The sequence below is a fragment of the Bacillus cereus group sp. Bc031 genome, from assembly GCF_027716265.1.
Classification (GTDB): domain Bacteria; phylum Bacillota; class Bacilli; order Bacillales; family Bacillaceae_G; genus Bacillus_A; species Bacillus_A paranthracis.
The window spans coordinates 59,297-71,583 of the sequence record NZ_JAQFUL010000020.1; the positions used below are offsets into that span (position 1 = coordinate 59,297).

Here is a 12,287-nt window from a genome sequence, read left to right on the forward strand (position 1 = left end):
ATGTGTTACAGTGCACCAGGCGCAATCCACATATGTGAAGTGAGTCCTTTATCAGCTAAAGCGAGCTGACTGTCATATACAGTTTTCCATGTTTCATAGAACTCTTTATATAGTTCGTGATTTTCAGTTACTGGTTCGAATGTTTGCTCCCACTGTACAAACTCTTCGGTAGTCTCTTCCATAGATGCATATATGCCAGCACCAACTCCTGCAGCAATTGCAGTTCCTAAAGCAGCTGCTTCTTTCACAACAGGTACTTTTACAGGAATACCAAGGACGTCTGATAGAATTTGTGGCCATAGTTTTCCTTTAGCGGCACCACCAGCAAAAACGACTTCAGAAGGGAATGTCCCTGTGAGATTTTCTATTAATTTTAAGTTTCCAAGTGTAACGAAGGCGGCATTTTCTTCAATAGCACGGAACAGTTCTTTTTTTCCACATTTGTCAGCGTCTAAACTTAAATTTAAAAAAGATGGTGCGGCATGACGCCAAGAAATGTAGTTCATAACGTTTGAAAAAGTAGGGATAATGCCATGTGAGCCGACAGGTACGTCTTTTGCTTGTTCTTCTAATAATTCATAAGCATCTACACCGAGTTTGTCAGCAAGTTTCTTTTCCTCTTGGCAAAAAGCGTCTCGAAACCAGCGCATAACGAGGCCTGGGAAAAAGGCAATCGTTTCATATTGCCATAGGTTACGTACGACGTGACAATTTATACGAATCGCAGCATGCGGATCTGGTATTGGCTCAGTAACATTCACTTCTTGTTGCCAAAAACTACCTCCGCATATTAATGTTTGATGTGGTTTCACGACTCCAGTTCCGAGTGATGCCATTTGAGCATCTCCGCCCCCGGCTACAACAGGAATTCCTTCACGTAATCCAGTTAATGCTGCACATTCTTTTGTAACATTACCAATCACAGTGCCAGCTTCATTTACTTTTGGTGAAAATGGTAAAGTTATACCACACTCTTTAGCTACATCGTTATCCCAATTTCTATTTTGTAAATCAAAGATTCCAGACGTACAACCGTTTGAAGGATCAATTTGCAGCACGCCGCTTAGTTTATATAAAATCCAATCGTTTAACATTGTAAAAGAGTGAATAGAATTATAGACGTCGGGTTCATGTTTTTTTATCCAAAGTAGGCGAGGTAAAGCACCTAATGAAAAAGTTTGACCAGACTTTGTATATAAATCTTTTTCAAGATGTGACCGAATTTCTTTTAGTTCACTAACCTCCGCGGATGCACGCCCATCAACATTTGCGCACGCCCATATTTCTTGCCCATCTTGATTATATAAAACAAATCCTTCCCGCATACTTGTAGCGCTAATAGCAAGAATAGAAGAGGCAAGAGTATTGCTTTTTTGAAGAACCTCTTTCGTGCATTCTTGTACCAGCTTCCAATTTTCTATTACATCAAAGTTCATAGAACCAGGGTAACGTGGGTCAGATTTATGAATCCATTCTTTTTGACTTACTGCAATTTGATTACCCTGTAAATCAAAAAGAACTGCTCGTATGCTTCCTGTACCAGCATCGAAAGCTAATAAATTGGACATTAACAATCACCATCCTTTCGTAATAAGGAGAGGGCAGTTTCCTCATCGGTAATTAATGTATGAATAAACTTTCCTTTTAAGGCACCATAAATTGCATCTATCTTTTCTATACCTCCAGCAACACCGACGACATGATTCATATTGCGCAAAATAGAGAGAGGCGTGCCAATTAGACGATTGTGATGCGAGAGCTCTAATAAATTGCCATTTGTATCATAAAACTGTCCTAAAATATCGCCAGCACCGTTTTGACTACGAATATATGTCATCTCACGTAATGTTAATTTTTCTTTTTTTACAATCGTAGCGTCTTGAGATAGTCCTCCAATACCGACAACAGCCGTATGAGCAAGTGAAGCGACATGAAGCATATCTTTTACACTCGGTTCTGATAGAATACTTTGTGCCATTTCGGTTGTAGACGCTAGAAACGGCGTAGGGATAATGTGAAGATCACCTTGCATGTAATGTAAATAGTTTTGTTTTCTCGGGAGATAGTGATTTACTCCGCCTGTTAACGTTACGATTGAGAGATTAATAGAACTTTCGAAATGAATGTTTTCTAGCATTTTGCTAATTGTTTCTCCCCAGCCAATACCGAGTAAATCTCCTTGCTGGAGCTGAGTTTCTAAATATTGTGCAGCAGCTTTTCCGAGAGAATCGTGATAATTGTTTACTGGGGTCGGGATAATAAAAGCATCTTTTAAGTAGAACTTTTTCATTAAGTCACGCTCAATACTTAAACAGTGCAAACCAGTCCCTTTTACGTGAAATGTAACGATACCTTCACTCCGCGCCTTATCTAATAACCGGACGACTTTATTTCTTGAAATATGAAGAAGTGAAGCGATTTCCTGTTGTGTTAATTGGTCCTTATAATAGTACCAAGCTACTTTCGTTAATAAATTCTCTTCAAAGTTCAGCTGAGTCATACTCTTCATCCCTTTCAACAATTGACCACAGCTTAAACATATGTACCATATATTTTGTTTATTCCAGTTGAAGCGATTAATAGTACGTAGAAAAAAGTGTTCTAGATATAAAAAAAGGAATATACAATGCTACAAAACAAGTAGAACAAATAATCATTTTCTCAAAAAATGTTCTGTATAAAGGCAGGTGACATCATGTGGAGAACGCACCTTTATTACAAGTAAAAAAAATGAGTAAGGCGTTTTTAAATCAACTTGTATTAAAAGAAGTGAACATTCAAGTAGAGCGCGGAGATATATACGCATTAGTTGGAGGGAATGGTGCTGGGAAATCAACATTAATGAAAATATTAACGGGGTTATATTCGTATGATGATGGAGAAATATATGTAAAAGGAACGAAGCAACAGTTTTCAAATCCGTCAGAAGCACATCGAAAAGGTATGTATTTAATACCGCAAGAACCGCTCATTTTTCCGCATATGACTATTGAAGAAAATATATGTATCGGGTTAAAAGAAAAGAAAAAGAAACTAAGAGTACAGATTGAGCAATTGATTAACAGTCTAGGGTGGGATATTGACCTTAATGAACTAGGAGGATCATTATCGATTGCGCAACAACAGTTAGTAGAAATTGTGAGAGGATTAATACGAGAAGCCGAGATTCTTATTCTAGATGAGCCAACATCGACATTAACAACTCACGAAATTAAGAGTCTTTTTGTGTTGATGAAAAGTTTACAAGAAAAAGGAATAGGGATGATTTATATTACGCATCGTTTTCCAGAAATCTTTGAAATTGCCAACAAAGTAGCAATATTACGAGATGGAATGATTGTAAGTCAAGGAGATGTATGTGACTATACATATGACATGCTGATGGAGGGGCTATTGCCAAAAGGGTATAAACAGAAAGAGAAAATAGAAGTAGTTCAAGAGACCACAAGGATGAAAAAAATATTAGAAGTGATTGATATAAATGGTCACGCATTCGAAAATATTTCATTCACTGTACATGCTGGTGAGATTGTAGGTATTGCTGGCATTGTTGGATCGGGCAGAACGGAATTAGCAGAAGCGATATTTGGATTGAAAACTGTAAAAACAGGGTCTATTTTATTAGATGGGAAATCAATTGATACATGTTCTTTGCATAAAAGGCTAGACGAAGGACTAGTTTATGTGCCAGAGGATAGGGCGAGGAATGGCATTTTCTCAATTGCTTCTGTTAAAGAAAATATTGCAGCAGCAAGTTTACAGCAAAATAATCGTTTTTTTATAAATCAAGAAAAAGAAAGCGTTTTAGTTAATTCGTTTATAGAACAGTTCCGAATTGTTGTACAGGATATGAATGAAGAAATGGCATCTTTATCAGGAGGTAATCAGCAGAAGGTCGTGCTTGCAAAGTATCTCGCATGTAATCCTAAAGTTATTATTCTTGATGAGCCGACTCGTGGAATTGATGCGAAAGCAAGGCTTGAAGTGTATGAGACGATCGAAAAAATGAAAAGGGAAGGACTCGCAATTTTATTAATCTCTTCAGATGTTGAAGAAATTGTTCAATTAGTAAACCGTGTATATGTAATGAGAAATGGACGATTTGTTTCTCATATGGAAAAAGAACAACTGAGTGTGAATGAAGTTACACGCCTTGCATACGGAGGTGTAGCGGAATGAAACGCATGCTAAAAATGCACGAAACGTCTATCATAACGTTACTACTAATTTATATAGCTATTGTAGGAATGATAAATCCTAGTTTTATCCAATTTAACTCGTTATCTTTAATGGTGAAATCAAGCGTTATTTTAGTCGTGTTAGCAATTGGCCAGTCGTTCGTCTTATTTACGAAAAATATAGATGTATCAGTTGGTTCAAGCATGGGGCTAAGTGCAGTAGTTTGCGGAATGTTGTTAACTGATGGATATCATGCATCTCTGTCCATACTTGCTGCTATTATACTTGGCGCTATTCTCGGTTTTATAAATGGAATTGGTGTTGCAAAGTTTCGGGTACCGGCCATTATTATGACATTAGGCATGTTAGGAATTATTAGGGGTGCCATGTTAATTTTTACAGGCGGGAAGTGGATTGAAGATATTCCAAACGATTTTAAGCAGCTGTCATCTATCGTCATTTTTGGTTTACCTATAACTGTATGGTTCGTTCTTATTATTTTACTACTACTATACTTCTTTTTAAGGAAGGTGCCATTTGGAAGATACTTTTATGCGGTAGGTGATAATGAAGATGGCGCGAGACTTATTGGTATACCTATTAATAAAGTGAAAATATGTGCGTTTATGATTTCAGGCATAAGTGCTGCGCTCGCTGGTTGCATATTTGTTATGAATATCGGATTCGTTCCTAATCAAACAGGAACTGGGATAGAACTACAGGTTATCGCAGCTGCTGTACTAGGGGGAGTTCATTTAAAAGGAGGAACAGGTTCTATAGTTGGAGCTGCATTAGGAGCATTCTTTTTAGAAACAATAAGCAGTTCACTCGTCTTTCTAAAAATACCAGCATTTTGGAATAATGCTATTTCAGATTTTTTATTATTACTTATCATCATACTGGATAGTGTTATGAAAAAGTGGAAGGCAGAAAGGAGGATGAATCTATGAAGTATGTATACAGATGGGAAGGTGTTCTAATTGTATTGCTTCTTATAGAATTCATTCTCTTTAGTTTAATCAATAGTGATTTCTTAAATATTAGTAATCTCCTTTTTAGTACAAATGATTTCCTATTTATCGCAATTGCGGCGATACCAATGACTTTTGTTATTGTAACAGGAGGAATTGATGTATCGGTCGGCTCAATAATGGGTCTCACTTCGATCTTGATCGGTGTACTTTGGATGAACGGAATATCTATTTTGTTTGCTGTCATAATATCTCTAATAATTAGTTGTTTAGCAGGCGCTTTAAACGGACTTATTATAAAAATGACAGATGTAGAACCACTCGTCGTTACACTCGGCACGATGTTTTTATACGGAGGAATTGCACTCGTCATTTCAGGAGGAGCAGGTGCTTCTGGGTACGAAGGAATAAGCGGTTTACCTGACACATTTGTACAACTGGCAAACGGTAGTTTTATAGGAATACCGAATTTATTATGGCTACTGATCGTATTAACAGTTTTATGTACTGTATTATTTCACCGAACTATATACGGGCGCCATGTAAAATTAACAGGTGCGAACGAAAATACAGCAAAATACACCGGGATTAAAACGAAAAAAGTAGTCATAATCGCTTACATACTTTCCGGGTTAGGAGGTGGATTAGGGGGGACTTTCTTAACTGCCTATTTCGGTTCTGCACGTGCTGATATGGGAAGTGAAACAATTTTACCAATCATTACGGCAGTCGTATTAGGCGGGACACTTATTACAGGGGGAAAAGGAAGCATTATCGGTACTGTACTCGCGAGTATTTTCATTGGACTCATGCAGTATGGCTTGCAAATGACGGGTTTAACAAATGAACAATCCAACGTAGTAATTGGTATTATCCTTATTCTTTCAGTTATTATGAGACATTTCAAATTACATCAATTCACACTGGAGAAAAGAAAGAATTTGCATAAGGAGGAAATGTCATGAAGAGAAAACTAGGGATTGTATTCATTGTATGTATTTGTTTAATCGGTTTCATCGCCTGTTCTAGTCAAACCGCAGATAAGAAAAAAGCGGATGATGTGAAATTTGCATTTATCCCGAAATTAACAGGAGTTGGATTCTTTACATCAGGTGGTGAAGGAGCAAAAGAGATGGGAGATAAACTAGGCGTACAAGTGAAATATGATGGCCCCTCTGAAGCAAGTGTATCTGGGCAAGTAAAATATATAAACAATTTCATTAACCAAAACTATGATGCACTTATGGTTTCTTCAACGTCAGTTGATGGTTTATCGCAATCACTGCAACGTGCTAAGAAAAAAGGGATGACGGTGTTAACATGGGATTCCGATGTGAATCCGAAAGATCGTTCCTTTTATATAAGCCAAGGAACACCAGACCAACTTGCTAATTTATTAATAGAAATGACTTCTAAGCAAATTGGAGATAAAGGGAAAGTAGCATTTTTTTATTCTAGCCCAACAGTAACAGATCAAAACCAATGGGTAACGAAAGCGAAAGAAATTATTAAAGAGAAATATCCGAACTGGGAAATTGTAACGACGCAGTACGGTGAAAATAATGCGCAAAAGTCTCTGTCAGTAGGGGAGAATATTTTAAAAACGTACCCTGATATTAATGCGGTCATTTGTCCAGATGCAACAGCACTTCCAGCCATGGCGCAAGCAGCTGAAAATTTAAAAATGGATAAAAAGGTAGTCGTAACTGGCTTCTCTACACCAAACGTTATGCGTGATTACGTAAAACGAGGAACAGTAGCACAATTTGGTTTATGGGATGTAAAACAACAAGGTGCACTCGCAACGTATGTAGCAAATGAAATTGTTGTAAAAGGGAAGAAGTTAAAAGTAGGGGATAGCTTCGAAGTAAAAGGAATTGGAAAAGTGAAAGTAGAGCCAAACTCCATTCAAGGATATGATTATGAGGCAGAAGGAAACGGAATTATCGTATTGCCAGAGCGAGTTGTATTTACAAAGGATAATATTGAAAAATATAATTTCTAGTAACGAAAAAACGTCCGAATGTATCGGACGTTTTTATTTCTTCATTAATTATGAACTGTTTCTTTTTCATTTAATCCAAGGGTACGACCTGTAGAAGTGTGAAGGTCTTGGAATAATCTTGGATTTTCTGTTAATGAAATGCCGTAAGAAGGAATCATTTCTTTTATTTTTCCTTCCCATTCTACCATTCGACTTGGGAAACATTTTTCTAATACTTCAAGCATAACATGAACGGCAGTAGAAGCACCCGGTGAAGCACCTAGTAATGCTGCGATTGATCCATCAGCCGCACTAACAACTTCTGTACCGAATTGAAGTGTTCCTTTACCGCCAGCATCAGTATCTTTAATTACTTGTACACGCTGACCAGCAACTACAATATCCCAATCTTCACTTTTCGCGTTCGGAATGAATTCGCGTAATTCTTCCATACGTTTTTCGTGTGATAACATAACTTGCTGAATTAAGTATTTTGTTAGTCCCATTTCTTTTACACCAGCAGCTAACATCGTTAAGACGTTATTTGGTTTTACAGAACCAATTAAGTCAAGGTTTGAACCAGTTTTTAAGAACTTAGGAGAGAACCCTGCGAATGGTCCGAACAGTAAAGCTTTTTTGTTGTCTATATATCTCGTATCTAGATGAGGTACAGACATTGGCGGAGCGCCAACTTTAGCTTTACCGTATACTTTCGCATGATGTTGCTCTACAACTTTTTGGTTTTTACATACCATAAATAGTCCACTTACCGGGAATCCACCAATATGTTTTGATTCAGGGATACCAGTCTTTTGAAGTAGGGGTAGGCTACCGCCACCGCCGCCGATAAAGACGAATTTAGCAGTGTGATGCTCAATTTTACCACTATTCATATCGTGTACTTTCACTTCCCACAAACCATTTTTCGTGCGTTTAATGTTTTCGACACTATGTTTGTAGTTTAGCTCGACATTTTTCGTTTTTAAGTAATCAAACAACATTCGTGTTAATGCACCAAAATTAACATCTGTTCCAGAGTCAATTTTCGTTGCCGCCATAGGCTCATTAGATGTACGACCTTCCATAATGAGTGGAAGCCATTTTTTTAATGTTTCAGGAGAATCGGAAAACTCCATTCCTTGAAACAGCGGATTTTTTGAAAGCGCTTCAAAACGATTTTTTAGAAACTGCACATTTTTTTCACCTTGTACTAAACTCATATGAGGTAGAGGCATAATAAAATCTTGTGGATTACGAATTAATTTGCTTTTTACAAGATATGCCCAAAATTGTCTTGAAAGCTGGAATTGCTCATTCACTTTTACAGCCTTACTAATATCTATAGATCCGTCAGATTTTTCGGAAGTATAGTTCAGTTCGCATAGCGCAGAATGCCCTGTACCTGCATTATTCCATTCATTAGAGCTTTCTTCCCCGGCACTTGCGAGTTTTTCAAAAACTTTAATTTCCCATTCTGGTGCTAATTCTTTTAGCAATGAGCCTAACGTTGCACTCATAATTCCTGCACCAATTAAGATAACGTCTGTTTTTTGCTGCATGTTGCTCATGATAATCTCTCCATCCCCTATATTGGCAAAAAAGAGTAGGTGTTTACTGTGTCTAAGCCGTAAAAAGAAAACACCGCCTAGGCCCCACCTAGGTATTTACCTTTTTTGTCTCAATTGTATAACCATCTCATACTCTATTATAATAATTAATAGACTAAAATATCTAGTGTTATCTGATAATTTTAAAATATTTAACGCTTTATTTGCCAAAATTCTTATTTAACAAGCACTTTTCAGTTAATGAATAGAAAAAAATTACAGTTTGAAATTATCTCGAAAAAGCTTACGTATCCAAAAGTGGGTAGAAAGGATACTTTTTTATGGGAATTTTTTAAAAATATATTGTATGATTATTCTGAATATTAAAAAGGGGGATACACATGCGTACACAAGAACAAATCGCAAACTTATTTCGAAATTTTTCAATAAAGGAATGTAAAGGGTCAAGTGACTTATATGAATATTTATCAATGAAAATTGCTGAAGATGAGGAAGTACTTACACTATCGTCCTATGCTCAGGTAGGTCAACCAGTCCCAAACTTATTATTAGGTGCAGTACATTATTTATTGTTAGCAGGGAAAGAACATCATGTAAAAACGTATTATAGTAGCTTAGTTGAACATGCTAATACGGATTTAGAGCAAGCTTTTGATCATTTTAAAGATTTCTGTAAAATGTACAGAGAAGAAATGATTAATTTATTACAAACGAAACTCGTTCAAACGAATGAAGTAAGACGATGTGCGTACTTATATCCAAGTTTCAGTTACATATTTAACAAAGTGAATAAACCGTTAGCGTTAATAGAAATTGGGACAAGTTCTGGATTACAATTATTTTGGGACCAATATAGCTATTCGTACGGTACAGATGAAACATACGGAAATATAAACTCGAATGTACATGTAACTTCTGAAATAAGAGGGGAGAATGTGCCTCATTTATTAAAAGAAAGTCCACCTGTCGTAGAAAGAATCGGATTAGATTTACATGTAAATGATTTACATAGTGATGAAGATTATTTATGGCTACGTGCACTCATTTGGCCAGAACATAAAGAAAGGCTTGAACTGTTTGACAAAGCTGCATCTTTAGTAAAAAATAAATCTGTTCAATTAATAGAAGGAGACGGTGTAGAGTTATTACCATCTATTATTGAACAAATAAGTGAAGATGCTGTTATCTGCATTTTCCATACACACGTCGCCAATCAAATACCAGAACAAGTAAAATGTAAGCTGGAAAAACAAATCCAAGAAATCGGTGCAAAGCGTGATGTATTCCATCTTTATAACAACATGTGGGACCGGGACCTTCATATTGATTATTATATTAACGGAAACGAATATCGTGAAACGGTTGGAGAAACAGAAGGGCATGGGAGATGGTTTAGCTGGAAACTTGGGAATGAGACGCTTATTTAGATTAATAGGGGCGCCCTCACTTGTAAAAGGTGAGGGTATAGGTTCAAGCATTGATTAAATGACTAATGAATAAATTTATTAGTACTATACAAAAAACTCTTGGGAGAAATTCTAAGCATTTTTTGTATTACATTTAAACCCCATAATGGATCATGTACTTTTGTTCTGCTACAGCTTGTACAATTTTTGAAGCTAATTCATTCAGCTCATCAGATTTTTTGAAGAACTTTGAAGATGTAACTGTTTCATAGAAAATTGCTAATGATTCAGGAGGGATAATTGTAATACCCCAATAAGCTAAACCATATTCCTGACTTTTTACTGTATGAAAGTAGGTTTTCATAATTGATAAATTTTGACTTAAATTACTGATAATATTATCATCAACAGAAACACAATCATATTTCTCTGGTGTATAATCGTTGTAACTTTTTTGAGAATCAAATTCTTCAATTATTCCAAAATCATGGACACATGCCATCATTATCGTCCTTTCAAATTTAATAAAATGATTTCTATTAAAGTAAAATGGTCATTCGTTTAAGTGTAATAGAAATAGTTATGTAGTTCATAAAATATCGTCGGTTCTCCTTCGGGAAGACAGTTTATTTATCGATAAACTCATCGGAAGTCCAAGTGGCGATTTCATTCCCAGGTGCAGCAACTACAAGCCATTGCTCATATTGGACACCAGCTTGCCAACATTCATAATAATCATGAAAACCATTTACAAAAATAATTTGTCCACTCTCTAATGTAACAATTAAATAAGGGCTTTCTAAGCCGAGTTGTATATCGGTAACTTTTTGTCTTCTTATCTCAAATATTCTCCCATATTCTTCTTCCTCAGAATAATCTTCAAATTCATCTTCATGTAATGGATATCTTTTTGGAGGTTTATTAAATAAACACCATTTTGATTCGATATTGATATATAATTGTCCGTCATAATCAACGGAGTCGTGAAAGTTTGTGAAATGAATCTTTATAGCGCCTGGAGAAATACCAAATTGTAATCCATCAACTTGTGATCCGATGAATAGATTTTTCAACACTTTCTCAGCGTGAATTTTATCCTCTTTATTCATTCTTGAAATCCTCCTTTTAAAAAAATATATCTTATATTCTTATTGTAATAAATAAATTTTTATGTAAAATGAACTTTTTGCAAAAAACGAGCGAATGTAGTGTGAAAGATCATGAGGGGGCTATAGTCGCTACTCAATTTTTAGCAATCGTCAGTTTGTTTTTGGCGGGAATTGCGACAACTATATAGTGTGAAGAATGGTATAAAACGTTTATAGAAAATAAGGAAACTTATAATATATAGAATTAGAAATAAGAATTTGATAGTATTGGAGTAAGGAGTTTTAATAGCAGTATATTAAGTGGTACTAATATACTGCTGCAAATGCTTCCGTAAATTTATGGAAGTATTTGATAGAATTCAAAAAATATAATGGAGGTTAATATGAAAAAAGTAATTGGCGCAGCAACAGCAACTGTTTTCGGATTGGGAGCATTTACTACAACTGCTACTGCAGAAACGATCGTAACAGCAGATGTACTCAACGTACGTGAAAAACCGACTACAGAATCAAAAGTGGTCGAAAAAGTAAAAAACGGGGAAGAGTTAAAAGTCATCAATACCGAAGATGGCTGGTCAAAAATTGAGTTAAATGGTAAAGAAGTATTTGTAAGCTCGGAGTTTACGAAAGATATTTACCATGTAACAGCAGATTTGTTAAATGTACGTTCTGAATCAAACACAGAATCAAAAATTCTTGGCAGACTGAAAAAAGATGATGTAATTGAAACAACGAACCAAGTAAAAGACGGATGGCTTCAATTTGAGTATAAGGGAAAAACAGCTTATGTAAATGTTTCTTTCTTATCAAGTAAAGCACCAATTGAAAAAAAGGCTGACGAGAAAACGAAGCAAGTAGCGAAAGTACAAAAATCGGTGAAAGCTAAGGAAGAAGCTAAAACACAGAAGATAACAAAAGCAAAAGAAACAATAAAACCTAAGGAAGAAGTGAAAGTGCAAGTGCAAGAAGTAGCGAAACCTAAGGAAGAAGTGAAAGTGCAAGAAGTAGCGAAACCTAAGGAAGAAGTGAAAGTGCAAGAAGTAGCGAAACCTAAGGAAGAAGTGAAAGTG

General features: G+C 36.0%; 11 protein-coding genes and 1 pseudogene. 7 read left to right on the forward strand and 5 right to left on the reverse strand.

Annotation, left to right across the window (positions count from 1 at the left end; translation table 11 throughout):
• Nucleotides 1-5 precede the first annotated feature (5 nt).
• Both lsrK and PDQ33_RS10615 read right to left on the reverse strand, forming a co-directional pair.
• Nucleotides 6-1,568, reverse strand: coding sequence for an autoinducer-2 kinase (lsrK, locus tag PDQ33_RS10610; protein ID WP_229132316.1), 1,563 nt, complete (start codon nt 1,566-1,568; stop codon nt 6-8).
• On the reverse strand, nt 1,568-2,500 hold the full coding sequence (locus tag PDQ33_RS10615; protein WP_000192720.1) for a sugar-binding transcriptional regulator: 933 nt from the start codon (nt 2,498-2,500) through the stop codon (nt 1,568-1,570). Before PDQ33_RS10615 ends, lsrK begins: the two co-directional genes overlap by 1 nt.
• Before the next feature lie 197 nt (nt 2,501-2,697).
• On the opposite strand from PDQ33_RS10615, the gene PDQ33_RS10620 reads away from it, so the two are divergent.
• From PDQ33_RS10620 to lsrB, 4 genes are read left to right on the forward strand one after another with little or no spacing between them, the layout of a single operon-like run.
• Complete coding sequence (locus PDQ33_RS10620) at nt 2,698-4,179, forward strand: sugar ABC transporter ATP-binding protein (protein ID WP_074543294.1); 1,482 nt, start codon at nt 2,698-2,700, stop codon at nt 4,177-4,179.
• The gene (locus PDQ33_RS10625; RefSeq protein WP_270755558.1) at nt 4,176-5,129 is read left to right on the forward strand and encodes an ABC transporter permease subunit; all 954 of its coding nucleotides are present in this window, start codon (nt 4,176-4,178) and stop codon (nt 5,127-5,129) included. The genes PDQ33_RS10620 and PDQ33_RS10625 overlap by 4 nt, the downstream gene beginning before the upstream one ends.
• Entirely contained in the window at nt 5,126-6,115 is a 990-nt protein-coding gene (locus PDQ33_RS10630; protein WP_142243296.1) for an ABC transporter permease, read from the forward strand. Before PDQ33_RS10625 ends, PDQ33_RS10630 begins: the two co-directional genes overlap by 4 nt.
• Nucleotides 6,112-7,155, forward strand: coding sequence for an autoinducer 2 ABC transporter substrate-binding protein LsrB (gene lsrB, locus PDQ33_RS10635; RefSeq protein ID WP_076875274.1), 1,044 nt, complete (start codon nt 6,112-6,114; stop codon nt 7,153-7,155). The genes PDQ33_RS10630 and lsrB overlap by 4 nt, the downstream gene beginning before the upstream one ends.
• A 44-nt stretch (nt 7,156-7,199) precedes the next feature.
• On the opposite strand, the gene PDQ33_RS10640 is transcribed toward lsrB, so the two are convergent.
• Nucleotides 7,200-8,702, reverse strand: coding sequence for a malate:quinone oxidoreductase (locus PDQ33_RS10640; RefSeq protein WP_000069168.1), 1,503 nt, complete (start codon nt 8,700-8,702; stop codon nt 7,200-7,202).
• Nucleotides 8,703-9,082: 380 nt separating this feature from the next.
• Between PDQ33_RS10640 and PDQ33_RS10645 the strand changes: the two genes are divergently transcribed.
• Nucleotides 9,083-10,129 carry a DUF2332 domain-containing protein gene (locus PDQ33_RS10645; protein WP_270755554.1) on the forward strand — a complete coding sequence of 349 codons (1,047 nt, stop codon included), beginning with the start codon at nt 9,083-9,085 and terminating at the stop codon, nt 10,127-10,129.
• 133 nt (nt 10,130-10,262) lie between these two features.
• On the opposite strand, the gene PDQ33_RS10650 is transcribed toward PDQ33_RS10645, so the two are convergent.
• Nucleotides 10,263-10,610 carry a short-chain dehydrogenase gene (locus PDQ33_RS10650; protein WP_080500876.1) on the reverse strand — a complete coding sequence of 116 codons (348 nt, stop codon included), beginning with the start codon at nt 10,608-10,610 and terminating at the stop codon, nt 10,263-10,265.
• Between the two features lie 124 nt (nt 10,611-10,734).
• Entirely contained in the window at nt 10,735-11,217 is a 483-nt protein-coding gene (locus tag PDQ33_RS10655; protein WP_061130969.1) for a hypothetical protein, read from the reverse strand.
• Nucleotides 11,218-11,333: 116 nt separating this feature from the next.
• Here PDQ33_RS10655 and PDQ33_RS29170 point away from each other — a divergent pair.
• A pseudogene (locus tag PDQ33_RS29170) lies at nt 11,334-11,405 on the forward strand (nitroreductase); the annotation flags it as partial.
• Between the two features lie 195 nt (nt 11,406-11,600).
• A partial coding sequence (locus PDQ33_RS10660) for an SH3 domain-containing protein (RefSeq protein ID WP_270755551.1) occupies nt 11,601-12,287 on the forward strand: 687 nt, incomplete at its 3' end.

What these genes read in the sequence shown, in the direction of transcription:
- lsrK (WP_229132316.1), bottom strand. Translation starts at nt 1,568, where the DNA reads ATGTCCAATTTATTAGCTTTCGATGCTGGTACAGGAAGCATACGAGCA.
- PDQ33_RS10615 (WP_000192720.1), bottom strand. Translation starts at nt 2,500, where the DNA reads ATGACTCAGCTGAACTTTGAAGAGAATTTATTAACGAAAGTAGCTTGG.
- PDQ33_RS10625 (WP_270755558.1), top strand. Translation starts at nt 4,176, where the DNA reads ATGAAACGCATGCTAAAAATGCACGAAACGTCTATCATAACGTTACTA.
- PDQ33_RS10630 (WP_142243296.1), top strand. Translation starts at nt 5,126, where the DNA reads ATGAAGTATGTATACAGATGGGAAGGTGTTCTAATTGTATTGCTTCTT.
- lsrB (WP_076875274.1), top strand. Translation starts at nt 6,112, where the DNA reads ATGAAGAGAAAACTAGGGATTGTATTCATTGTATGTATTTGTTTAATC.
- PDQ33_RS10640 (WP_000069168.1), bottom strand. Translation starts at nt 8,702, where the DNA reads ATGAGCAACATGCAGCAAAAAACAGACGTTATCTTAATTGGTGCAGGA.
- PDQ33_RS10645 (WP_270755554.1), top strand. Translation starts at nt 9,083, where the DNA reads ATGCGTACACAAGAACAAATCGCAAACTTATTTCGAAATTTTTCAATA.
- PDQ33_RS10650 (WP_080500876.1), bottom strand. Translation starts at nt 10,610, where the DNA reads ATGGCATGTGTCCATGATTTTGGAATAATTGAAGAATTTGATTCTCAA.
- PDQ33_RS10655 (WP_061130969.1), bottom strand. Translation starts at nt 11,217, where the DNA reads ATGAATAAAGAGGATAAAATTCACGCTGAGAAAGTGTTGAAAAATCTA.